The following is a 26,266-nucleotide window of genomic DNA, read 5'->3' as shown; positions in this document are numbered from 1 at the left end:
ATGAAAACTGTCCAATGAAATTTAAATATAAAATAGGAAGTGCATTAATAGGTCTCATAATAGTGATGGTTTTTTTGTTTTTCCTTGTGGATACAAAGGAGGAAGAAGTCTATCAAGCGGTAGCAAAAACAATGCCTACTCACTACAACGGAGAACAATTTGCCGGGTCGCAATCCTGTATCCCCTGTCATCAAAACATTTATAAAACCCACATCAATACCCCCCATTTCAATACCTCGGCAATTGCAGGCGAGGAGACTTTGAAAGGACCTTTTAATAATCCGTCACATAAAGTGGAACTCATTGATGGCGTGGTGCAAATGGTACATGAGGGCGATGCATATTATCAAACCATATCTTCCAAAACTTCAGGAGAATTGTTGGATAAGTCCCGTTTGGACATTGTTTTCGGTTCTGGGGTAAAAGGTCAATCTTATTTGGCCTTCAAAGATGATTTTCTTATACAATTACAGGCTTCCTATTTTACACTCACCGATGATTTTATCAATAGTCCAGGTTATCCGAACTATAGGTTTACCAGGTCGGTCACGGATAATTGCATCAAATGTCATGTCACGTTTGCCAAGAATGGGGATTTTAAAGGAAATACCAATATTTACGAAAGAGAGTCCTTTATTTACGGAGTGGATTGTGAGCGATGCCATGGCCCACTCCAGAAACATGTTGACTATAGAACCGGGAACCTTAAGCAAATGGGTGAAGACGTGGTGATCAAGATAGACACATTGGCGAGGCAATTAAAAACGGACATTTGTGTACAATGTCATTCAGGGTTGCGCGCCATTCAAATAAAAGGCAATCCTTTTTCATTCGTAATAGGGGAGAGACTGGATAAGTATGCCAAAAACTACAACTTTGGGCGACCCGAGGCACAACTTGATGTGCATGGCAACCAATATGGTCTTCTCAAAAGTAGCGAGTGCTACAAAAACTCAAGCACTATGACTTGCACCACATGTCATGATCCACATCAGAATCAGCGCGGGGAAACTAAGCATTTTAATTCAAAATGTATTGAATGCCATGTATCCCCTAAAGAACTACATGAAAAATCAAATTTGAATTTATCTGACCTTAACAATTGCATCAGTTGTCATATGCCGCTCTTTCCTTCCCAAACCATGAAAGTGCAACTCGGAAACGACACTCAAGAAACATCGGTGAATATCCGTACACATCTTATAGGGGTTTATATAGACGGAATACTGCAAAACCAGAAAAACTGATTGCTTAAGAGTCCAGGCATGAGATAAAAATCTTGGATTGTCTTCAAGTAAAACCCTGTATTTTATAAAATTCTTGAATTTGGGCTCATTTTGTTCCCAACTCTCTAAATTCAATAGGCCATAATAGTATTTTCCCTAACGATTAATTCAAAGAAAATGTATTATGCAAATAAAAGAAGCACCAGAATTATATGATGTGATCATTGTAGGTTCTGGAGCGGGTGGCGGTATGGCAACCAAACAACTGGCCGATGCTGGATTGAATGTTGCGGTGGTGGAGGCGGGCCCATTTTTTGACCCAGCCGACCCTAAAACCATGACCCAATTAAAATGGCCCTACGAGTCCCCAAACAGAGGTGCAGGTACCACAAGGGCCTTCGGAGGTTGGGATATGGCCTATGGCGGTTGGGAAATTGAAGGGGAACCGTATACCCATGAACCTGGGACAAAGTTTGACTGGTTTCGTTCGCATATGTTGGGAGGTAGGACCAATCACTGGGGAAGGATCTCGCTTCGTTTTGGCCCAAAGGATTTTAAGGGAAAAACCCGCGATGGACACGGGGATGATTGGCCCATAGGGTATGAAGATGTAAAGCCCTATTACGATAAGGTAGATAAACTTATCGGGGTCTATGGTACCAATGAGGGACTGGAAAACGATCCTGATGGATTTTTTCTCCCCCCGCCAAAACCAAGACTGCACGAACTGTTCTATATAAACGGGGCCCAAAAATCGGGAGTACCCGTTATCCCGGGTCGTCTTTCCATGTTGACCAAGCGGATCAATAAGGACAGAGGGGTCTGTTTTTACTGCGGACAATGCTCAAGGTCTTGTTCGGTTTATGCTGATTTCTCTTCAGGTAGTTGTTTGATATTCCCAGCACAGAAAAGCGGAGGTAAAGTCAAAATATATGTCAATTCGGTAGTTCGCGAGGTAACTACCAATGCCGAAGGAAAGGCCACCGGGGTGTCCTATGTCAGCAAAGATGACCTAAAAGAGTACAAATTGAAGGGCAGGGTAGTGATACTTGCGGCTTCCGCCTGTAGTTCTGCCAGAATTCTATTGAATTCGAAGAGTAAACAACACCCAAATGGGTTGGGAAACAGTAGCGACCATGTAGGCAGATATTTGCATGATTCCACTGGTGCTAGTCGCGCCGCATTTGTTCCAGCTCTCATGAATCGTAAGGTTTCGTACAATGAGGATGGTACTGGAGGTATGCATGTATATTCCCCTTGGTGGGGAGATAACAGCAAATTGGATTTTCCCCGAGGTTATCACATCGAAGTGGGGGGAGGCATGCGTCAACCCAACTACGGCTTCGGTTTTAATGCGAACGAATTCAACAAGTTTTTTGGCCTCAATGTTGGGGGTTATGGCGATGTTCTTCGGGACGATGTAAAGAAATATTACGGCTCCGTGGTGCATATGGCGGGTCGTGGGGAAAGCATCGCCAGAAAGGAAAACTATTGTGAGATAGACCCCACTACAGTAGACAAATTTGGGATTCCTGTTCTAAAGTTCAATTATCGCTGGTCCGATTTGGAAGTAAAGCAGGCCAAGCACATGCAGGACACTTTTGAGGAAATTATCCACAACATGGGTGGCGAACCTCTGGGGGACAAGCCTTCAGCGGATATTGACTATGGACTACTCGCTCCTGGACGGATTATCCATGAAGTAGGAACCACGAGAATGGGAGATGACCCAAAGACTTCGGTGACCAATAAATTCAATCAATTGCATGATGTTGACAACGTGTTCATTGTGGACGCAGGTCCTTTTACGTCCCAAGCGGACAAAAATTGTACCTGGACCATCTTGGCCCTATCATGGCGCGCGTCGGATTACATCATAGAACAATTGAAACAACAAAATCTTTAGCACATGGACAGAAGAAAAAGTATACAAACCATCATCATGGGGGCTGGTGCTTCTGCCCTGATGTTCCACGGTTGCAAGACCGATACGGATATGGATGTTCCAGTTGCATCGGATAATAATGCCTATTTCGGAAGAACCCCGGAAGAATTGGAGCGTATTGAAAAATTGAAGGCCATTCAGTTGTTCAACGAACATGAAATGGAGACCATCACACTATTAAGCACCATCATCTTACCTCCAAAGGAACCCCATGGTGGACCGATTGAGGCAGAGGTGCCTGAATTCATCGAATTCATTGCCAAGGACATTCCAGAATTGGAACTCACTTTAAAGGGGGGGCTCATGTGGTTGGATCACCAATGTAATGTCCTCTTTGATCAGGAGTTTAAAACCGCATCCGTGGATCAGCAAAAACAAATTTTGGATACCATTGCTTTCCAGGATGTGGAAATTCCCTTGGATGAACAACCATTGGAGATACAATTTTTCGCACTCATGCGGAATCTGACCGTTACCGGATACTATACCTCCAAAGTCGGCATAGCCGATTTAGGGTATAAGGGCAATCAACCGAACATATGGGACGGTGTGCCACAAGATGTACTCGATCAACATGGGGTAGCCTATGATCCTGAATGGATTGCCAAATGTGTGGACCAGAGTAAGCGGAATGAAATAGCGGAATGGGATGAAAATGGTAACCTGTTGACCTAAGATTTTTACTTTACATGGAATTGCTTAAAACACTCCAAAGGTATGATTTTAAGAATTTTATTTTCAAATGCATAAAAACAGGTGTGATTTATTATAAAATTCATGAATTTGAAGGTTTAAAATAGCGCATCTATCATTAAGTGTGAGCTTTAAAATATAAGTTTACCATACACAACTATGTTTTGTTCCATCTGCCAGAGTAGATGGAATCTATATTGATTAACTAACACAAACCTAAAATTGAACTTATGAAAAAACCTTTTTTCAAGAGAATTATTTTTTTGGCTGCTGTACTTTGCATGGGTTTTGCACAGGCCCAGACCGTAACGGGTACGGTATCCGATGAAACGGGACCCTTGCCGGGCGCCAACGTTCTGGTCAAGGGAACCACCAATGGAACCCAGACAGACTTTGATGGAAACTACAGTATCAATGCACCTGGTGATGCAACTTTGGTCATCAGCTATATTGGATACAGGACGGTAGAAGTCCCAATCAATAACCAAAGCACGATCAATGTAATCCTAGAGGAGGATGCCAACCGGTTGGATGAGATTGTAGTAACAGGTTATGGATCGCAGGCCAAAAAGGACCTGACCGGTGCGGTCACCGTGGTAAACACTGATGAACTTAAATCAGTGCCCGCGACCACTTTTTCCCAACAGTTGCAAGGTAGGGCAGCAGGGGTTACGATTGTTAACGATGCCCGACCAGGTGGAGAGGCAACGGTGCGTATCCGTGGTTTCGGAACACTGGGGAACAACGACCCTCTCTACATTATAGATGGAGTGCCATCCCAACGCCAATCTAACCTGAACCCAAATGATATAGAATCACTGCAGGTATTGAAAGATGCCTCCTCTGCTTCTATTTATGGTTCTAGGGCAGCAAACGGGGTTATCATCATTACCACCAAAAAGGGAAAAATGGGGAAACCCACTATTACCTATAATACGTACTATGGTATTCAGTCCCCTGCTAAAGATGCAGAGTCATTGAACGCTGAAGAACTCGGAAGATACTTGTATTTGGCCGATTTATATGCAGGTAAGACCCCCAGTCATGGACAGTACACATTTGGGCCTAATGGTGAGGTGACCATACCTGACTATGTTTTCCCTAGTGGTGCCAATGAGGGAGATCCTGGTACAGACCCAAGTCTTTATGCCTTGGAACCAGGTAATATTTATGCCATTACCCGTTCTGCCGATACCAATTGGTGGGATGCAGTAACAAGATCGGCGCCCATTCAAAGCCATAACATTTCGGCTTCAGGAGCAACAGAATCTGCACGTTATGCCTTTAGTCTTGGTTATTTCTCTCAAGAGAGTATAATAAAGTTTGCTAGTTATGACAGGGTGTCCTTGAGGGCCAATACCGAGTTTAGGACATTGAACAAGAAATTGACCATAGGGGAAAATTTCACGACTTCATTTGATAACCTAAAAGGAAACGTTTCCAATGATGATGAGCAAAGCCCGGTTTCCGGCGCTTACAAGCACCATCCCTTACTCCCTATTTATGACATTGCTGGTAATTTTGCCGGTAGTAGGGGAGCCAACCTAGGGAACAACTTTAACCCATATGCACGACTATATAGAGATCAAGATGATAGAAGATACGGTCTACGACTATTGGGGAATGCTTATGCGAACTATGAGTTGATCCCAGGACTTGATTTGCGTACCAGCTTTGGTGTGGATGCAAGGGTGCAAAGAGTAAGGAATTTGGACCGTCCACAGCCTGAATATGTGGAGGGTAACTTTATCCGAAGCTCGGAAGCCAGGGAGCAATATGAATATCAGTGGACATGGACCAATACATTGACCTATGCCAAAACCTTTAACGAGGTCCATAATTTCAAGGCGTATGTGGGTGTGGAATCCATTCAACAATTTGAAGAACGTTTTGAGGCCCGTCGTGAACGATATGCTTTCGGAACAACCAATATTTTGAGCTATCTGGATTTGGGTGATGCCACAACGGCAACCAACAGAGGATATGTATTTCAGGATTATACCTTATGGTCACAATTCGGTCAGTTGAACTATGACTATGACGGAAAATATTTGGCCCAGGTTATTCTGAGGAACGATTCCTCGTCCAGATTCCAACAAGCATCCAGAAGTGCATTCTTCCCCGCCTTTAGTTTGGGTTGGAGGATGTCGGATGAAAAGTTCATGGATAGCGTTACTTGGATCGATAACTTGAAACTTCGCTATGGTTGGGGTAAAACAGGTAACCAGCAAATTGGTGACTATAATGCCTATACCACTTATCGTTCAGATATCCTAACGGGAGGTTATCCCATTGATGGTTCCACCGGTTCCCCACAGATTGGATTTGCTCCTAGGGCATTCGGAAACCCAAATGCCAAATGGGAGGCAACTACCTCCAACAACATCGGTATGGACTTGGTGATGTTGAACAATAAGTTGTCCGTTAACTTGGATCTTTGGAAAAGGGTCACTACGGATATGCTGATCAACGTTCCGGTTACCTATACGGCAGGACAAGCAGATGAACCTGCGTTCAACGTTGGACAAATGACCAATAAGGGTATTGATTTAGGAATCAGCTATGGTGATAAAAAAGGAGATTTCTCCTATGAGGTAAGTGCCAACATTTCTACTTATAAGAACAATGTGGATGCCCTTGAAGGTGAAAGTACCAGGATTTTTGGCCAAAGTAGAAGGATTCCCGCTCTATCTATAACAGAAGCAGGTTCGCCATTGTCTTCTTTCTACGGCTTCAAGACCTTGGGAATTTTTCAATCACAGGCTGAGGCAGATGCATGGGCTCCTTATGGCGATTACAATGCGCCAGGTAAGTTCAGGATTGCCGATATCAACAACGACGGGGAAATCAACGATGATGACCGTACTATTATCGGTAGCCCACACCCTGATTTCACTTATGGTATCAACATCAATTTGAGCTATAAAAATTTGGATTTGAACATCTTTGGTAACGGATCGCAAGGTAACGATGTGTTCAACTACGTAAGGTATTTTGCAGACTTCAATACCTTCCAGGGTAACAGGAGCAAAAGGGCATTGTACGATGCATGGCAACCGACCAATCCAACGGCCGATCCAAGTACTTGGGTAGCCGCCAATCCTGGTGCCACATCACCCATTATGGATGCCAACGACCAAATTAGTAGTAGGCCTTCTTCCTATTTGATTGAGGATGGAAGTTTCTTCAGGTTGAAGAACATTCAGTTGACCTATAATTTTCCTGATAAAATTATATCCACCATTGGTTTGGACAGGGCCCAAGTATATGTACAGGCACAGAACATAGCCACTTTTACCAAATACACAGGTCTTAACCCCGAAGTTCAATTGAGCAACGCGGACGATTCAAGAAGGAACCTTACCCTAGGTTACGATGGAGGTTCCCAGCCAGTGGCCAAAACCATAAGTTTGGGGTTGAATGTTACACTTAAATAACGAAAACTAAATGTTTATAGAAATGAAAAAGATAATATCGACTTTACTTGGAACACTTGGCTTGCTTGCTTTGGTACTGAGTTGTAATAACGATTTTTTGGACAGACAACCACAAGGCCAGTTCAGTGAAGCGGATGTTGCTACATTGGATGGTGTCAATGGTCTTCTGCTCGGTGCCTATAAAATGGTGAACGGTAATGGTTTGGAAGGTCAAACTTGGCATAACGACATGCAAAACTGGGTGTTTAATTTGGCCTCTGACGATGCTTTGAAAGGAACGGATGCTGGTGATCAGCCAGAGCAATCCTTCATTGAGGCATATGACTTCCAATCGTTCAATGTTCACATTAGGGACAAATGGAGAGGACTTTATAAAGGGGTTGCCGCCGCAAACAATGTCATCAAAACTTTGGAAAAAGTGGAGGATGCTTCCGATGAGCAAAGACAGCAAATTATTGCAGAGGCTCGATTCTTAAGGGGATTGTTCCATTTTGAAGCTAGAAAAATGTGGAGAATGCCTACCTATATCAGTGAGGAGAATTTTGATCTCAACGACCTTGAAAGTACCAAAGTTCCCAACGATCGCGAGATCTGGCCGTTCATTGAAGCTGATTTTGCCGCAGCGGCAGCCGTTTTGCCAGAAACACAAAGTGAAGTGGGAAGACCGACCAGTTGGGCAGCCAAAGCATTTTTGGCCAAGGCCAAAATGTACCAGGGATGGAACTCGGATGGTTCTGCCAATACAGCCAAGTTGCAAGAGGCCAAACCTATTCTGGAGGATATCTTGAACAACGGCCCCTTCACATTGATGGACAAGTTTGAGGACAACTTTTTGGTAGCTACCCGAAACAATTCGGAATCCATTTTTGAGGTGCAATATGCCATCAGCAGTGCTACCGGCGATGCCTCTAACGTTGGGATCGGACTTGCGCACCCTTACATTGATCCATGGGGTTGTTGCGGATTTTACCAAGTTTCTCAAAACTTGGTGAATGCCTTTAAGACCGAAGGTGGACTTCCTATGTTGGACACTTTTGACGATGAGGATGTACCTTCCTCCGTTGATCCAGTTACCACATTGTCCACTTATGATGGACCTCTAGATCCACGTATCGACCATTCCGTGGGTAGACCAGGTATTCTGTACAAAGGATTCAAAATTTATCAAACAGATTTTGTTCGTGATCTTACCTATGCGGGGCCTTTTTTCAGTATGAAACATGTAGCGGAACCAGAAGCCTTCGGACAAGGAGGTTGGGGTAACCTTTCTGCCAATAACTACAGGCTCATGCGTTTGGACATGATCATCCTTTGGCTTGCTGAGGTTGAAGTGGAAGTTGGTGATTTGGAAGTGGCTAGAGGCTTGGTAAATCAGATTAGGGCCAGGGCGGCAAATCCGGACGGTTTCGTCCCTATGGCCACTCAAGGAGAGGAACGAAATGACTTTACCATAGTTGAAGGCACACCTGCTGCCAATTATGACATTGCTGAATATACCACTCCATGGACGGATAAGGATATGGCCAGAGAAGCTGTACGCTTTGAAACCAGATTGGAGTTTTCCATGGAAGGACACCGCTTTTTCGATCTTCAACGTTGGGGTATTGCTTCCGATGTGTTGAACCAGTATTTACAAAGTGAGTCCCAACATAGAACCTATTTGCAGGGTAGATCCTTTCAACAGGGTAAAAATGAATTTTTCCCAATCCCGATCGAGGCCATCGATAGGTCCGTAAAAGACGGTGCACCTACTTTGACCCAAGATCCTGCATACTAGAAATTGAAATAATTATTTTTAAATGCCTAAAACCAAAAGGCCTTGATAGTTTTATCATGGCCTTTTGGAATTATGGGAGCTAGGATAGTTTCCAAAAAAATCCAGTTCAGTTTAAATGGATAAATAGTTGAAAATGAAAAAATTAATCCCCCTTTTTATTATTTGTGTCTTATTGGGTTCCTGCCAGAAATCCCCTCAGGTCTTGTTCAAGCAATTGAAAGCCGATAAGACGGGAATCGATTTCAGTAATAAAATTGTGGAAACGGATAGTTTCAATATCCTAACAAGTGAATATATTTTTAACGGGGGAGGTGTTGCCATAGGTGATTTCAACAACGATGGCAAAAGCGATATACTGTTCACCGGGAATCAGGTACCGAACAAACTTTATTTGAACGAAGGCAATTTTAACTTCAAGGAAGTTGGCAAGGAGTCCGGCATTGGAGCAGAGGATAGATGGTGTACCGGAGTAGCTGTTGTGGACATTAATTTGGACGGCTGGTTGGATGCATACATCTGTACCGCCATGAACAATGAAAGCGAAAAAAGGAAAAATCTACTTTTCGTTAACCAAGGGCTTGACAAAAACGGAGTGCCCCAGTTCCGTGAAATGGCCGCTGAGTACGGCATTGATGATTCCAGAAATAGCATGAACGCCACTTTTTTTGACTATGACAAGGATGGCCTTTTGGACCTATATGTGCTCAACAACCAACAGACCCATACGTTGCCAACAAACTATCGTCCAAAAATTAATGATGGTTCAGCAGTAAGTAATGATAGGTTGTATCACAATAACGGTGATGGAACCTTTAGTGATGTGACCATGGAAGCTGGGATTGTCTATGAAGGCTTTGGATTGGGACTGGCAATTTCGGACTTAAACTATGATGGTTGGCCGGATATCCATGTCAGCAATGATTATCTGACCAACGATCTTTTGTACATCAACAATGGAGACGGAACGTTCACCAACCAAATAGAAGATTTTATAAAGCACCAGAGCAAGTTTTCAATGGGATCCGACATTGCAGATTATGATAATGACGGTTTGCTTGATATTATCACCTTGGATATGTTGGGAGAGACAAACCAAAGGATGAAAACAACGATTGGCACCACCAATTATTTGGAGTATATCTTGAACGAGCGATACGATTATCAATACCAATACATGCGTAACATGTTGCATAAAGGCTCCAGTTCAGGAGGTAATTTTAGTGAGATAGGCCTTATGGCCGGAATTTCAAAGACAGATTGGAGTTGGGCACCCCTTTTTATGGATGTGGATAATGACGGATTCCGTGATCTATTGATCACAAATGGTTTTCCAAGGGATGTCACGGATAGGGATTTTGGGGATTTCAGGTTGGGTGCCGCATCTTTTTTGACCCCCGCCCAAATATTGGACTCTATTCCCGTGGTCAAAATTCCAAATTATGCTTACCGGAATAAAGGGGATTGGACCTTTGAGGAAGTAGGCAATACGTGGGGATTGAATATCCCTTCCTTTTCCAATGGTGCCGCTTATGCCGATTTGGACCAAGATGGAGACCTGGACTATGTGGTCAACAATATCAATGAAGAAGCTTTTGTATTTGAGAACCAATCGGAATTGGAGGCTTTTGGCAAGAACAATTTTCTAAGGATCAACCTTAAAGGAGATGATAAAAACCCTTTGGCCATAGGAACAAAGATTTCAATCCGTTATGCAGACGGGCAAATGCAATATTATCAGCATTACCTCAGTAGGGGCTATATGTCCTCCATGGAACCGATCGTTCATTTTGGGATTGGCCCGAACGAAATGATTTCAGAAGTTGAAGTACAATGGCCTGGTGGGAATTTTAATAAGTTGAGCAATGTCAAGTCCAACCAAGTGATTGTTATCGACCATAAAACCAGCAAAAAACAAGATGATTCAAACCAACTCAAAATAAAATCGGATCAATTGGGGAAATCCTTGATATCCGAAGTTTCGGGCCAGTTGGGAATCCATTATAAACATGCCGAGCATGATTTTGTGGATTTCAACTCCCAACAGCGTACCCTTCCACATAAATTAACACAAAATGGTCCTTGTCTTGCAGTGGGCGACATTAATGGCGACTCCTATGATGACGTTGTAGTGGGAAGCTCCGCTGGTTATTCCCCCGTGATCTTGCTTCAAGATGCCAATGGAAATTTTGAAGAACATGACATGTTCACGGACAAACCTGATAAAGGCTATGAAGAAGTAGGTCTGGAATTGTTCGATATTGATAATGATGGAGATCTGGACCTTTATATGGTTTCCGGGAGCAATGAGTTTGAGGCGGGAAGTGAATTCTATAAAGATCGGATCTTGATCAATGATGGCTACGGAAATTTTTTGGTTGATAAGGACAGGATGCCTGAGATCAGTGCCAGTGGATCAGTGGTGAGAGCCATGGATTTTGATGGAGACGGTTATATGGATCTGTTTGTTGGAGGTCGAACACCTGTGGGGGAATATCCCATGGCAGAAAGAAGCTTTTTGCTGAAGAACGACAAGGGAACCCTAAAAGATGTGACCCAAGAGTATGCGCCTGAACTGAGAAACGTCGGAATGGTCACCGATGCCATATGGGCCGACTATGATGGGGATGACAGACCCGACCTAATTGTATTGGGCGAATTTATGCCTATTACCTTTTTCAAAAATGAAACAACAGCTTTCAGTAAAATTGAAGGAACCGGGGTTGATGACAAAATCGGCTGGTGGGAATCCATAAAGGCCAAGGATATGGATGGTGATGGAGATATTGATTTTGTTGCCGGAAACTTGGGAAGGAACAACTTCTTTCAACCATCCTCGGAAAGGCCTGTATATCTGGTGACAAAAGATTTTGACGCAAATGGCACCCCAGATCCTATATTTTTTGCGTATTTTAAGGACAAAACAGGGGAGTTTAAACCATATCCTGTCAATTTTTGGGGTGATTTAAACTTGCAAAGCCCCTTATTTAGAAAGAAATTTGATTATTTCAGGGATTATGCGGAAGCTTCCTTGAACACATTGTTCAGTGAAGATGAAATTAAAAATGCCTTGATGTTGAAGGGTAATTTTGATAAAAGTGTGTATGTTGAAAACCTAGGTAATGGTAAGTTTAGCCTTCATCCATTGCCCATTGAGGCCCAGTTGGCACCATTGAACGATATGTTACTTGCCGATGTAGATGGAGATGGCAATGACGACATTCTTGGGATAGGCAATGATTTTGGAAATGAAACCTTTATTGGAAGGTATGATGCCTTTAATGGAATACTTTTAAAAGGGGATGGCCATGGCAATTTTATAACGGAAAAAACATCAAAGAGCGGATTTCTGGTTCCAGGGGATGCCAAGTCCATCGTTCAGGTAAGGAGCGCATCCGGTGGCAGTGTGTTTTTTGTGACACAGAACAAGGGTAGGTTACTGGTGTTCAAGCACGGAGCAACACCAATGAAAGATGAAAACAGCTCATTTTAAACCCTTTGGACTATTCAAAAAAGAACATTTTTACGCCTCAAAATAACAGGGGCGAAAATTCATGAATTTGAAGCTGTTTTGCTTCAATTAATTGTTTTTGAACGCTTTGGATAAGTTAAATTTATTGGAGTTAGTTTATTATACTGTATTAACTGGTCTCTAAAATTTGTGATTGGATTAAATTCCAGAAAATTTTGAGTTAGTTGAGGTTTAATTCAAGTTTAGTTCAAAAGCAATGTTGTATTATTCAGCATTGCTTTTTTTTTGGAACATAGAGAAGGGTTGTCAATAAGTGGTTTAATCAGTATGGATATCCCAGCTTAATAGACCTGTTTTAGTATTCCATTCAATTCTGTTTCATGATATTTGAATGGAATGATTGTAATAACTTTTATAAATGTTTTATATGATAATTACGGAAACAAAAATTAAAAGGCACATCATGGAATCAGGATGATGTTCATCAAGAAGGATATAGCAAAGTGCTTTTATGGGCAATTGCTTACAGTACAATATAACTAACAAACTCTTACAATGTCATTAAACCGTAGGTTGATAATATTGCTGTTCCTATTTATTGCGCCAGTATATTGTCAAAAAAGACCACCAACTCCCCCAATTGAGCTTGAATCCTATTTTAAGGAAATAAAAAAGCTCGTTGATGATCAAAGTTTTCCTAGCTTGGAAAGTCTTCTTGAGAAAAGAAAACGTTCGAGCGGAGAAGAAAGGGTCGATGCATGTTTGGAACTCTACACCCATTATATTTTTAAATCGACCGAAACTGCCAAAAAGTACAATGATGAGGCATCTGAGCTTGCTACCACTATTGGTTATGACAAAGGGTATTTGCGAAGCTCATTGAACCAGGCGTTCATATTTTTTGTACAAGGTGAGTTTGAACGTGCAATGGACATTATCGATAATGTGGAAACGAATGATAAATGTGAGTTTTTTAGCAATATAGAAGCGGATAGTGAAACACTTAAATCATACATTTTTACAGAAAGGGGCGAATATGATTTGGCATATGAGACTGCTCTAAACTTACTGGAGAAGGGAGAGAGCTTAAAAAATCATTATTGTTTGATGCGGGCTTATTCGGCAATTTCCCATTTCTATCTTAGATTGGGCGAGTATGACAAAGCCCTTGAGAACTGCCTGAAAGGACTGGATTATATACTGGAGTTGAAGGAGGTTAGGTTCATTTTCGCGAAGATAGATGAAATAGCCAGAATGACCCATAAGCTGGAGGGGGGCAAAAAAGCCCTTGAAATCTATGATTTCTATCTCGAACTGGAAAAATCGGTTGAGAGTCCTGGTAGTTATATTCAAAGTGTGGTATATATGAATATAGCCAGTATATACATCGAAGAATACGAATTTGAAAAGGCGGAGGATTTTCTTCATAAGGCACTTGATTTAATTGATTCCAACAACTATAGGTTTAGAAAACCCCGGGTTCACCTTCTTATTGCCAACCTGCATTTAAAACAGGGGGATAGCCTGAGTGCTGAAAAAGATTATTATGAAGCCTATAACGCTGCAAAGTCAATCAAGGCTTTTGATGTGATCAAAGAGGTAAGCAGGTCGTTGTCTGCATTAAACGGGGCAATGGGCAATACAAAAGAGGCGGCATTCTTTTCCAATTTATACATATCCGTAAGCGATTCCCTTTTCTCGACTGAATCCGAGCAGCGATTAAAAATACTGGAGGCGAGGAGGAGAATCTCGGAAATTTCAAAGCAAAAGGAAATATTGGAGCTTAAGTCGGAATCACAAGAGGAACGCTATCGTTTCATGACCATAATATTCATTCTCACGTTGGCTTTGGGGAGTATTGCCACCTACTCATACTTTAGGGTAATTAAGAAGAACAAGCTATTGTATTCCAGAACCAAGGAACTGGCTGTGGAAAAACTTAATCAAAAGAAAATGGTCGCTATGGAAAAGGTAAAAAATCCAAGTGGACAGATTGTAAAGGCTAGTTCGGGCGGAGGTTATATGGATGAGGATATAAAGGAAATAATTTTGACCAAGCTCAATCGCTTGGAAGAGGAAGCCTTTTTTCTTAATTCCAAATGTAGTCTTCGCAGTTTATCCGAGATACTTCAAACCAATCAGAAATACCTATCACAGGTAATCAACCATGAAAAAAAATCCAATTTTAACAACTATATCAATGAACTTAGGATAAATTATCTGTTAAATAGATTGTTGGAGGATAAAGAATACCGAAACAGTAAGCTCTCCTATATAGCGACCACAAGCGGGTTCAACAACCTTAATACCTTTTATTCCGCTTTTAAAAAACGCTTAGGAATCCTACCTTCATATTTTATTGAAAAATTGAATGAAGAAGATGAGTCCTTCATTTGGAGGCCAAAAAGCAACCCATAATTAAGACTATTCACCAATTTTCCATACCCATTTGGACAAAATACTTTTCTGGGGATGATATGGTTCAGGATTTGATAGGCACTCAAAAATCTTTATAATTTACTACTTTGCTAAAATGATTTTCCCGAATTTATGTCGAAAAATACGATTATAAGGTTCTAGCAATCCATTGGATTAATATACTACTTGGGAATAGAATCTTTTTGGTAATATATTTAGGTAGTTTTTTGAACTTAAAGAAATAGAGGTCGATTTAACTCAGTGCGAGTCATCCGGATAGATTACGACTCAGGAGATGACCATGACTACTGTTTAGATTAGGTTTGTTAGTGAAATTTTCAAAAATTAAATTTTGGACAAGAAGATACATTTACCTTATCAGGTATATAGTTTTATTGTGATTTGTGGCTTTAGTCTAATTTTTTTTTCTGCTTGCAGGGAGAAACCAACGCCTCGGGTCAACATAGGCTTTTCACAGTGTATCAGTAACCACGTTTGGCGCAAGGCGATGAACGAGAACATGAAGCTGGAAGCTTTATTGAACCCTTCGGTAAGTCTCAGTATCTATGAGGCACAAGAGAGCGTGGAAAGGCAGATAAGGGATATTGAACAGATGATACAAGAGAACATGGATGCCATAATCGTTTCGCCCTTGGAGCCGGAACGAATAGTGCCTGTGATAGAAAAAGCCTACGACAAGGGTATTCCCATTATACTGATAGACCGTAAAATCAATTCCCAAAAGTATACCGCATATATTGGCGCGGACAATTTTGAAGTTGGTAAGAACGCGGGTAATATCATATTGTCATCTGGGAAAAGGTCCATAAATGTTGTGGAGGTAAGGGCCACGGATCAATCCTCACCCGGTATTGAACGGAGTCAAGGTCTTCATCAAGTCATCGATAGGGCCCCGAATGTAAAAGAAATTGAGACCATAGATTTGGCCGGTGACCAAATGGTGGATTCTTTTTCTCATATTTTGGACACGGCAAAAACAACTATTGATTACGTATACGCATTTAATGATGATACGGCCCACTTGTTAAGGCAAATAGCCAAAAGAAAGGGACTACAAGATCAGATCAAGTTTATAGGTACAGATGGGTTGAATGGTTCTGATGGGGGGATAGAGCTGGTCAGGAACGGAATTTTATATGCCACAATACTATACCCTACAGGAGGATCTGAGGCGGTAAAATTAGCGCTCAGGATTCTAAATGGAGAGGATGTGCCCAAAAACAATATCCTGAACACTATAGTGATCGATAGGTTCAATGCGGATATAATGAAAGACCAATTTGATATCATTGATGAGCAGCATACTGATATTGAAAACCAGTTCGAGGTTATTGAAAGACAGAAAGACCAATATTATTTTCAGAACAGCCTTCTTAAGATTACCATTATATCCTTGGCAGTGATATTGGGGTTGGCGTTGTACAGCATATATTCGGTGGTAGCCATAAGAAAAAAGAATAGACAGCTACAACTCACCAATGAGAAAGTTATTGTTCAAAGGAACCAAATTGAAAAAATAGCCAATGAGGTAAAAGAAAGCAATGAGGCCAAGTTGAATTTTTTTACTGGACTTTCACACGAGTTCAAAACGCCTATTACATTGATATTGAGTTCTATAGAATCATTAAAGGAAACCTTTAAAAGTAAGGGTCTCAAAAAAGCATATGAATTTGAGCTGATCCAAAACAATTCCAATAGACTGCTACGTTTGGTGAACAACCTGTTGGATTTTAGAAAAGTTGAAGACCAGCGTTTTAACATACGGGCATCCAACACTAATTTGTGCCTGTTCTCCAAGAAGATTTTCAGCGATTTTAAAAAAGAAGCGAGCCGAAGGAGCATTGATTTTAAAATGGTCTGCAATAATGAAAATTTGGAAGTGTATTTGGATCGTAACCTTATGGACAAGGTATACTTTAATCTATTGTCCAATGCTTTTAAGTTTACTCCGGACAATGGCAAGATCGATCTTGTTATCGAGGACCAGAAAGGGGCCAACAAGGTGGTGATCATATTTAGGGACAATGGCATCGGAATTCCCAAAAATGAGCTGGACCAGGTATTCAAACCCTTCTTCAAAGGATCCAACAACAGAAAGAACAGTTCAGGTATTGGCCTGCATCTCAGTAAACTGTTTGTGGAACTTCACATGGGAAAGATCGAAGTCCGATCCGTACACGGAACGGAATTTCGGATTGAACTCTTTAAGGGGAAGACACATTTTAATGAGGACCAGGTCATCATTGAACCCGATGTGGTAGAAACCACTGCTATTGATGCCACGGAGGACCTTATTGATGATGAATCCTATCTTAGGGAGGAACCTAGATCGGAAGCCGATATGCATACCATACTTATTGTGGAGGATAATAAAGAGCTCTCATCTTTTTTAGAGAAAAAGCTACGCTTGGATTATAACATCCATGTCTCTGATGGTACCGATGCGATTGAAAGGGCTTTTGAAATTATCCCCGATATCATTATCTGCGATGTTAACCTCCCCAACCAAAATGGGTTTGAGATTTGTGACATTCTCAAAAAGGATCTGAGGACGTCACATGTCCCCATTATAATGCTTACTGCTTTGTCGGACAAAGATTCCTACTTAATGGGCCTTACCTCCGGTGCCGATCTTTATTTGACCAAGCCTTTCAGTTATTCCATATTGATGCAATCCATAAAATCGCTTTTGTACAACCGAGAAAAACTAAGGATCTATTATACCAACAACATATATAAAATAGAGCAGACTGCTTCTTTTGGCAATACAGAACAGGATTTTGTAAAAGCAATGAACGGCGACATAAAGGACAATCTGGACAATCCTAATTTTTCAGTGGAACAATTAGCGGATAATCTGAATATTTCACGTTCCCAGTTATATAGAAAGGTAAAGGCCATTCTTGGCATCAGTATCAGTGACTACATCAACAACTTTAAACTCCAAAGAGCAAAATCCATGCTGGAGACCACTTCGCTTTCCGTATCGGAGATTGCCTATTCCAATGGCTTCTCTTCACCCAATTATTTCTCCACCGCATTCAAACAAAAGTATGGGGATTCTCCGGATTCTTATCGAAAGACATTTGGGAAAAAGTGATTTTGGAACCGTTTCTATTTGATTTTTGAGGATTTTGATGCAGAGATTTTATGAATCCCTCATAAACTGCACCTATTGGAGTCCTTTAAGCAGTTTTTTGCACATCAATTTTGAAGATGTATGCTACAAAATTATAGGTACACTGTTTTTGATTATTTGAAAAATATAGTGTAACCATTTGATTGTTAATATCTTGAATTGATGTTGGTTACATGGCCTAAAACTGTAACATATTGCAACATCAGTGAAATTCAGAAGCTTTATTTAAGAATACTTTAGTATTTCTATAAAATTATTGAGCTTTTGAAAAAAATATGGTTATGGTCCATAGTGGCCGCCCTTGCAGGTTTTCTTTTTGGTTTTGATACGGTTGTTATCTCTGGTGCCGATAGAACGTTACAGGATTTATGGAATTCGTCAGATTTGGTGCATGGTGTGGTCGTCATGTCCATGGCCTTATGGGGAACCGTTCTTGGAGCCATATTTGGGGGAATACCCACTCATAGGTGGGGGAGAAAAAAGACGTTGCTGGTCATAGGTATACTATATACCATTTCAGCAGTAGGCTCAGCACTTGCCAATGACCCTATTACATTTTCGGTATTTAGATTTTTGGGTGGTCTTGGAGTAGGTGCCTCCACTATAGCGGCACCTGCTTACATTACCGAGATATCACCAAAGGAGAACAGGGGCAAGCTTGTGGCCATGTACCAATTTAATATCGTATTGGGTATTCTGGTGGCCTTTCTATCCAATTATCTTTTAAGCGGTATCGGACTAAATGCATGGCGTTGGATGTTGGGCGTTGAGGCCCTGCCCGCAGTCATCTACACGTTTTTGACGCTGGTCATTCCAGAGAGTCCACGATGGCTATTGTCCAAAAATCGGTTAGGGCAAGCGGAGGCCGTTCTGAAAATGATAGATGCCAAGTCAAATGTTTCGGAACAGATCCAGGCCCTTGAAGAAAGTGAAAGGACTTCCAGATCCGTGAGTATTTATCAAAGGCAATTTAGGTTTCCCTTGATTTTGGCCTTCCTGATTGCCTTCTTTAACCAGTTCTCGGGAATCAATGCGTTTCTCTACTACGCCCCAAGGCTTTTTGAAGAAGCGGGCCTGGAGAACAACACAGCACTTTTGAGCAGCATTGGGATTGGAGTGGTGAACATGGTATTCACATTATTGGGGATGTTTTTGATCGATCGTTTGGGAAGAAAACGCCTCATGCTGATAGGTTCGGTCGGTTACCTTGTTTCCTTGTCACTTGCGGCTTGTGCATTTTTGTTCAAATGGGACGGTACGGTGGTCCCCCCATTTCTTTTTCTTTTTATTGCATCGCATGCCATTGGCCAGGGAACCGTAATCTGGGTGTTCATATCAGAGATATTTCCCACTCAGGTCAGGGCTTCGGGGCAATCTTTCGGAAGCTCCGTCCATTGGGTGTTGGCCGCAGTGATTCCCTCCCTCATACCCAGTCTTTTTTCATCGATAGGACCAGGAACAGTGTTTTTGTTCTTTGATGCCATGATGTTGTTGCAGTTACTTTTTGTGATCCTGTTGATGCCCGAAACCAAAGGAAAATCCTTGGAGACCATTACTGCATCATTCAATTCAAAAATAATAACGGATAAAATTTCTAAACCAGCAATAAAGTAAATCATATGAAAAACAAATTGACCCTTTTGGTAGTGGCCATGGCAGTTGCAATACAGACTTTTTCATGCAAGAATGGAAAATCGGACACGGATTTGGCCAAAGAAGAAGGTGTGGAATCCCCCTCTTTGGAGGAGCAGCTATACCGACCGTACTACCATTTTACCCCTAAAGTCGGATGGATGAACGATCCCAATGGGATGTTTTATTACAATGGGTATTACCATCTGTTTTACCAACACTATCCAAAAGACAATATCTGGGGCCCCATGCACTGGGGCCATGCCATAAGTACTGATTTGGTCCAGTGGAAGCATTTGCCCATTGCAATGTATCCAGACGACTTGGGATATATATTTTCAGGTAGTGCCGTGGTGGATTATGACAACACTTCGGGCTTTGGTAAGGATGGAAAGATTCCCATTGTGGCCATGTACACCTACCACGATCCCAAAAAGGGGGATGCCGGCCAGTTGGATGCCCAGACCCAGGCTATTGCCTATTCACTGGACGAAGGAAACTCATGGACAAAATATGAAGGAAACCCGGTCATAGACAATCCTGGAATCAGGGATTTTAGGGACCCAAAGGTCATTTGGGACCAGGAAAGGGGACAATGGGTCATGATACTGGCCGCGGATTTTGAAATGATGATCTATACCTCTAAAAATTTAAAGGATTGGACCTTGGCCGATAGGTTTGGCAAGGATGTGGGAAGTCATGAAGGTGTTTGGGAATGCCCGGATTTTTTCCCCATGCAGGTAGAGGGTTCGGATGATGTTAAATGGGTGATGTTGGGAAGTATTAGTGGGGGAGCCCCCAACGGCGGTAATGGCACGCAATATTTCATCGGGGATTTTGATGGACAAAAATTCACCATGGACAAGAATTTTGAGGAGGCCCTTGCCAAGAAGCATGATTTTTGGGTCGACTTTGGTAAGGACAATTATGCAGGGGTCACTTGGTCCAATATTCCGCCCCAGGACGGCCGTAAAATTTTTATTGGTTGGATCGTTGACGGGCATTACGCCAATAAGGTTCCCACTACTACCTGGAGAAGTACCCAAAGTTTGCCAAGGACCGTCAAATTGATTTCGGACAACGGTATTCCAAGGATAACCTTTCAACCGGTAAAGGAAATCACAAATTACATCGGTAAGAAATCAAAAAAGGACCACGTGTCAATCGGGGTGGATCAAGAAACGGTTTTGAGCGATGGCGATTTTGATTTTTCCAAGGCCCAGATCCAGTACAGTATCGCTTCCTTGAAAGACAAGGGATATACGTTCAAGCTCTCCAACAATAAGGGAGAGGAGTTGCTTTTTGGTTATGATGGAACCAAAAACCAATTCTTTGTTGACCGAAGAAAGTCTGGAAAAGTTGATTTCCATAAGGAATTTGCGGATAAAGTATCGATTGGTCCAAGATTGTCTGACAAGGATTTACACGATGCTGATATTCTTTTGGACAAAACATCCATTGAAATATTTTTTGACAATGGGGAAACGTCAATGACAGAGATTTTTTTCCCCTCAGCACCTTATTCAAAACTATCCGTAGTGTCCGAAAACGGAGATTTGGTTTTGGATCATTTAGAAATAAGCCAATTAAAATTTAACTAAAACTAACGATTATGAAATTCAAACTATTAGTATTTCTACTCATGTGTTCTCCTTTGGCCATTTGGGCCCAAGGGAGGGTTACGGGTACCGTTACCTCGGCAGATGACAATATGCCCTTGCCGGGAGCATCGGTTGTGGTAGTGGGTACCACCAATGGGACCACTACGGATTTTGATGGGAATTATGTCCTTGAGGACGTCCCTTCAAATGCTACTTTATTGTTCAGCTACATTGGTTTTACAAGGGTCGAGGTCCCGGTAAATGGTCAATCGACCGTTAATGTTTCTTTACAGGCCGACACGCAACAATTGGATGAAGTGGTCTTAACGGGATATACCACGGAACGTAAGGTAGATCTTACCGGTGCGGTGACCGTTGTAGATACCGCACCGATAGAAGGGCAGAGTTTAAGCTCTGGTAACCCTATGCAAGCCTTGCAGGGAAGGGTCCCCGGGTTATTTATAGAGAAGTCAGGTGATCCCACGGGACTGAACAACCGAATCCTGATTCGGGGAATCACCACTTTAGGAAATAACGATCCACTCTATGTCATTGATGGTGTACCCACAAAGAGACAAGAAGTTTTCGCCAGCCTTAATCCAGAGTCAATTGAGTCCATACAGGTTTTGAAAGATGCCTCGGCCTCTTCCATTTATGGATCCAGGGCGGCAAATGGGGTAATCATCGTTACCACCAAAGGAGGTCAAAAAGGGGAACGCGTTGGAATTTCCATCAATTCCAATGTATCCGTCCTTTCAGAAAGGCCACAACGCTTTGATATGTTGAACGCAGTTGAAAGGGGAAGGGTACTCTGGCAGGCCTCGGTTAATGACAATGCAGATCCAAATGGCGGTTACGGTGAAATCTACAACTTTGATTGGAACGGAGATTTTAATAACCCTGTGCTGAACAGCGTAACTCCCCAACCCTTTGTTGGAGGGGATCCTAGCGTGCCTGTGGGAGATACCGATTGGCAGGACGAGACGTACGAAACGGGTTATGCCTATAACAATGAAGTGACGATAACCGCTGGATCTGAAAAATCTTCCCTTCTTATGAATTTTGGGTACTTGAAGAACACAGGAATCCTAAAATACACCAACTATGACAGGTACACGGCCAAGATCAATGGTTCCACTAACCTGTTCAACAATAAGCTGAAGATTGGTGTCAACACCCAATTTTCAACCTCAGATGAAACATTGGCATCAAGGGATGTGGGACTGGCCAGTACCCCTATCCTTGCCATTATCATGGCCCCCACGATTCCTGTGTTCGATTCCAATGGTAATTATGCAGGGCCACTAGGTTCTGGTTACAATGACCGAAACAATCCTGTACTGATGCAATATCTTAACCGTTGGGACAATACAGAAAAGAATGTACTGTTCGGTAATGTGTTCGCAGAGTTGAAGATTCTTGATAATTTGAATTTTAGGACAAGCCTTGGCCTTGATTTTAGCGATTATAAACAAAAAAATATCGAACCAAAGGTTTCCAATGGTTTTGTGAATAGGACCAACAACCGACTCATTTACAATACCAACAAATTCACCAGTTTGGTGTTTTCGAATACACTGAATTACGATTTGGCACTCGGTGATCATCGTTTCAATGTGCTATTGGGTGTAGAATCCATTCAAAACGATTTGAGCACGTTGAATGCACAGGCCGATGATTTTGCGGTGGAACAGGAGTCTTATTTTGTGCTCAATGCGGCATCTGGGGCACGGACCGCATCGGGGACCACAACGGGAAGTCGTTTGTTGTCCCAGTTTGGGAAGGTCAATTATGCCTTCTCGGACCGCTATTTGGCTTCTTTCACCTTGCGTCGTGATGGTTCTTCCAGATTTGGGGAGAACAATAGATACGGTATTTTTCCAGCTGCAACTGTTGGATGGCGTATCAATAATGAGCAATTCCTGAAGGATGTAGATTTCATCACCAACTTGAAACTACGTGCCGGATACGGCGAAGTAGGTAACCAAGAAATCGGAGATCTTGCCCGATTTGGTCTGTACGAATCAAGATATGGCCCCAACTTGAACGTGTTCCAACCAGGTTTCTGGGAGACCTATTACAATATTGGTACGGCTTATGACATTAATGGCAACAATTCTGGGAACTTACCTTCGGGTTTTGTATCCATTCAGGCACCTAACCCAGATTTGAAATGGGAGACCACAACAGAATGGAACTATGGAGTGGATTTTGGATTCTTGGGGAACAAAATAGTTGGTTCTTTTGATTACTATACCAGGGAAACCAAGGATATTTTGACCACCCCTCCTATCGCTTCCGTTATTGGCGAGGGGCAACAGCGTGTATTGAACGGTGCGACCACAGAAGCCAAAGGATGGGAATTTGCAATAGGATACAGCAATACTTGGGACAATGGGCTATCACTGACCGTGTCCACAAATTTTGCGTCTTTCAAGGATGAGATCACTTATTTGCCCGAAGAAGTAAGGGCAGCATTTCCCGGCACGGCGGATAATTCCATATTGGGACATTCCCAATTCTCGATCTTTGGTTACAGGTCTGATGGCCTGTTTCAAAGCCAGGCCGACGTAGATTCCAGTCCAGACCAAGTTGGGGCCAGACCAGGTAGCATCAAATTCAAGGATTTGAACAACAATGGGGTGATAGATGATGGTGATCGGGATTTTATAGGGGTTACCTTACCTGATTTGGAATACGGTATCCGTGTAGATTTGGGGTGGAAAAATTTCGACCTTTCCATTTTTGGTTCGGGTGTTATGGGAAGGATCGGTGCTGACGAAGCCCTGTTCAGAAACTTTTTTGCGAGTGGTGGTGCCAATGGGTCTCCTGGGCTGCTCAATGCATGGACTCCCGAAAATACGAATACTGAAGTGCCTTCCCTTTCTTTGGCGTTTAACGAAACGCGTACCTCGGATTACCTCTTCAGGAACAATTCCTATTTCAAGCTTAGGAGTTTGCAATTGGGATATAGCTTTCCACAGGAGCTTATCAATCCTATTGGGGGTATGAGTAACCTTCGTATCTATCTACAGGGTGAAAACTTGTTTTGGCTTACCTCAAGCGAGTATATAGGAGAAGACCCGGAGAGGACTGATGCCACTAGGATTCCTGTACCAACGATTCTTTCATTGGGCCTAAATATTAACTTTTAATCAATTGCCATGAAAAAACTTAAATATTTCATTTTATGTGGAACCGCATTGATGTGCTTCATCAATTGCTCAAGTGACTTTTTGGAATACGAACCACAAGGACTACTTTCCAATGATAATGTGGCCACGGCCGAAAATGCCGAAGCCTTGGTTATTGCGGCTTATGCCGGAATAGCCAATGATGAGATGATCGGGCCGCTTACCCATATGTGGGTATATGGAAGTGTACGTTCCGATGACGCCTACAAAGGTGGAGGGGGACGCGGGGATTTGGATTGGGTGGATAAATACGAACAGTACAATCTAACCATACCTGATATGGGTGACTTTTTTACACCACGTACATGGACTGATTTTTACAAGGCCATATCCAGGGCGAATTTTGCCCTATCCGTAATCAATGATATTCCAGATGCTGATTACCCGAACAAGACCAAAAGACAGGCGGAGTTGCGTTTCTTGCGTGGTCATTCCCACTTTGTGCTTAAACTGTTGTTCAACAAGATTCCTTACGTAAAAGAGGGTTTGTCACAGGAAGAAATCTCGCAAATCTCCAATGATATGTCGGATGAGGAGCTCTGGAACCTGATTGGGGAGGATTTCCTGTTTGCCTATAACAATCTTCCGGACAGTCAGGAAGAAGTGGGTAGGGCTGATCGAACCGCGGCGGCGGCATATTTAGCCAAATTGAGGTTGTACCAGGCTTATGAAAAGGATGCGAACCATCAGTTAACAAACATTAATAGCAGTAGGTTGGAAGAGGCAATCCAATATGCCAATGACGTACAGGCCAGTTTGGAACCCGATTTTGGAAATAACTTTTTGGATGGATTCGACAATGGACCAGAATCCATTTGGGCGGCCCAATTCTCCATCAATGATGGAACCGTAGTGGGTCGGGTAAGTTTCGTTACAGGATTGAACTCTCCACACGGCAATCCATTATATGGATGTTGTGGATTCCATTTGGCCAGCCAAAATTTGGTGAACGCTTTCCGCACGGATGCCAATGGTCTTCCTCTATTGGATACGTTCAATGATCAGGATATTCTTACCAATTTACAGGAAGACGGTACCGTATTGCCTGATGCGGCATTGACTGTTGATCCTAGACTGGACCATACAATAGGGGTGCCTGGGAGACCTTTTAAGTACACTAATACGATTCAAAACACTGGTGATTTTGTATACAACTCCAGTTGGGCAAGGGATCCTGGGGTGTATGGTTATTTTGGAAATATGAAAGAACAGCAACGCCCAGATTGTTCCTGCTATGTCAAAGAAGGACCCTTTAATGGAACTTCCAAAAATGTGGATTTTATTCGATATGCCGATGTACTCTTGTTCAAAGCAGAGGCACTTATACAATTGGATCGTTGGGATGAAGCCCTTCCTATCATCAATCAAGTTAGGGAAAGGGCGGCAATGAGCACGGAAAGACCTTTGGCCGCAGGTGCTTCTGATATTTACAATGTTCAACCCTATCCTTCTTTTCCGAACAAGGAATATGCATGGAAGGCACTTAAGTTTGAGAGAAGATTGGAATTTGCCATGGAAGGCCCTAGATGGTTCGATTTGGTAAGATGGGGAGAAGCCGCCGATGTGCTGAATGATTACCTAAGTGTTGAAAAGACCAAAAGGGACTTTTTGATAAATGCCGAGTTTACACCAGGAAGGGACGAATTTTATCCTATTCCCCAACGTGAAATAGATTTTACTGGAGGACTATACGTCCAAAACCCGGGCTACTAAA

12 protein-coding genes are annotated in these 26,266 nt (G+C 42.3%); all 12 read left to right on the top strand.

The window, feature by feature from the left end; all coding sequences use genetic code 11:
• Positions 1-14: 14 nt before the first annotated feature.
• The 12 genes from D2V05_RS13535 (at position 15) to D2V05_RS13480 (ending at position 26,265) form a co-directional block, all read left to right on the top strand.
• On the top strand, positions 15-1,247 hold the full coding sequence (locus D2V05_RS13535; protein ID WP_119648163.1) for a multiheme c-type cytochrome: 1,233 nt from the start codon (positions 15-17) through the stop codon (positions 1,245-1,247).
• Positions 1,248-1,410: 163 nt separating this feature from the next.
• Complete coding sequence (locus D2V05_RS13530; RefSeq protein WP_119639821.1) at positions 1,411-3,132, top strand: GMC family oxidoreductase; 1,722 nt, start codon at positions 1,411-1,413, stop codon at positions 3,130-3,132.
• A gap of 3 nt (positions 3,133-3,135) precedes the next feature.
• Positions 3,136-3,846 (top strand): gluconate 2-dehydrogenase subunit 3 family protein, encoded by a 711-nt coding sequence (locus D2V05_RS13525; RefSeq protein ID WP_119648162.1) that lies wholly within the window; start codon positions 3,136-3,138, stop codon positions 3,844-3,846.
• 248 nt (positions 3,847-4,094) lie between these two features.
• Complete coding sequence (locus D2V05_RS13520; protein ID WP_119648161.1) at positions 4,095-7,301, top strand: SusC/RagA family TonB-linked outer membrane protein; 3,207 nt, start codon at positions 4,095-4,097, stop codon at positions 7,299-7,301.
• Between the two features lie 22 nt (positions 7,302-7,323).
• Complete coding sequence (locus tag D2V05_RS13515; protein WP_119648210.1) at positions 7,324-9,078, top strand: RagB/SusD family nutrient uptake outer membrane protein; 1,755 nt, start codon at positions 7,324-7,326, stop codon at positions 9,076-9,078.
• 133 nt (positions 9,079-9,211) lie between these two features.
• Entirely contained in the window at positions 9,212-12,568 is a 3,357-nt protein-coding gene (locus tag D2V05_RS13510; protein WP_119648160.1) for a VCBS repeat-containing protein, read from the top strand.
• Between the two features lie 681 nt (positions 12,569-13,249).
• Positions 13,250-14,965 carry a helix-turn-helix domain-containing protein gene (locus D2V05_RS13505; RefSeq protein ID WP_183114840.1) on the top strand — a complete coding sequence of 572 codons (1,716 nt, stop codon included), beginning with the start codon at positions 13,250-13,252 and terminating at the stop codon, positions 14,963-14,965.
• Between the two features lie 352 nt (positions 14,966-15,317).
• A complete protein-coding gene (locus D2V05_RS13500; protein WP_235855463.1) occupies positions 15,318-18,086 on the top strand; it encodes a substrate-binding domain-containing protein in 2,769 nt (922 codons plus the stop codon).
• A gap of 303 nt (positions 18,087-18,389) precedes the next feature.
• Complete coding sequence (locus tag D2V05_RS13495; protein ID WP_119648157.1) at positions 18,390-19,739, top strand: sugar porter family MFS transporter; 1,350 nt, start codon at positions 18,390-18,392, stop codon at positions 19,737-19,739.
• A gap of 5 nt (positions 19,740-19,744) precedes the next feature.
• Positions 19,745-21,358, top strand: a complete 1,614-nt coding sequence (locus tag D2V05_RS13490) for a glycoside hydrolase family 32 protein (protein WP_119648156.1) — start codon at positions 19,745-19,747, stop codon at positions 21,356-21,358.
• 11 nt (positions 21,359-21,369) lie between these two features.
• The gene (locus D2V05_RS13485) at positions 21,370-24,513 is read left to right on the top strand and encodes a SusC/RagA family TonB-linked outer membrane protein (protein ID WP_119648155.1); all 3,144 of its coding nucleotides are present in this window, start codon (positions 21,370-21,372) and stop codon (positions 24,511-24,513) included.
• Positions 24,514-24,522: 9 nt separating this feature from the next.
• Positions 24,523-26,265 (top strand): RagB/SusD family nutrient uptake outer membrane protein, encoded by a 1,743-nt coding sequence (locus D2V05_RS13480; RefSeq protein WP_119648154.1) that lies wholly within the window; start codon positions 24,523-24,525, stop codon positions 26,263-26,265.
• Position 26,266 lies beyond the last annotated feature (1 nt).

Source organism: Flagellimonas pelagia, assembly GCF_003584135.1.
Taxonomy (GTDB): domain Bacteria; phylum Bacteroidota; class Bacteroidia; order Flavobacteriales; family Flavobacteriaceae; genus Flagellimonas; species Flagellimonas pelagia.
The sequence above is the reverse complement of the archived record's forward strand: the minus strand, read 5'-3'. Positions and strand labels throughout refer to the sequence as shown.

Excerpts from the sequence above, each read along its gene's own strand:
- D2V05_RS13515 (WP_119648210.1), top strand. The coding sequence starts at position 7,324 with ATGAAAAAGATAATATCGACTTTACTTGGAACACTTGGCTTGCTTGCT.
- D2V05_RS13510 (WP_119648160.1), top strand. The coding sequence starts at position 9,212 with ATGAAAAAATTAATCCCCCTTTTTATTATTTGTGTCTTATTGGGTTCC.
- D2V05_RS13525 (WP_119648162.1), top strand. The coding sequence starts at position 3,136 with ATGGACAGAAGAAAAAGTATACAAACCATCATCATGGGGGCTGGTGCT.
- D2V05_RS13485 (WP_119648155.1), top strand. The coding sequence starts at position 21,370 with ATGAAATTCAAACTATTAGTATTTCTACTCATGTGTTCTCCTTTGGCC.
- D2V05_RS13535 (WP_119648163.1), top strand. The coding sequence starts at position 15 with ATGAAATTTAAATATAAAATAGGAAGTGCATTAATAGGTCTCATAATA.
- D2V05_RS13520 (WP_119648161.1), top strand. The coding sequence starts at position 4,095 with ATGAAAAAACCTTTTTTCAAGAGAATTATTTTTTTGGCTGCTGTACTT.
- D2V05_RS13480 (WP_119648154.1), top strand. The coding sequence starts at position 24,523 with ATGAAAAAACTTAAATATTTCATTTTATGTGGAACCGCATTGATGTGC.
- D2V05_RS13490 (WP_119648156.1), top strand. The coding sequence starts at position 19,745 with ATGAAAAACAAATTGACCCTTTTGGTAGTGGCCATGGCAGTTGCAATA.
- D2V05_RS13530 (WP_119639821.1), top strand. The coding sequence starts at position 1,411 with ATGCAAATAAAAGAAGCACCAGAATTATATGATGTGATCATTGTAGGT.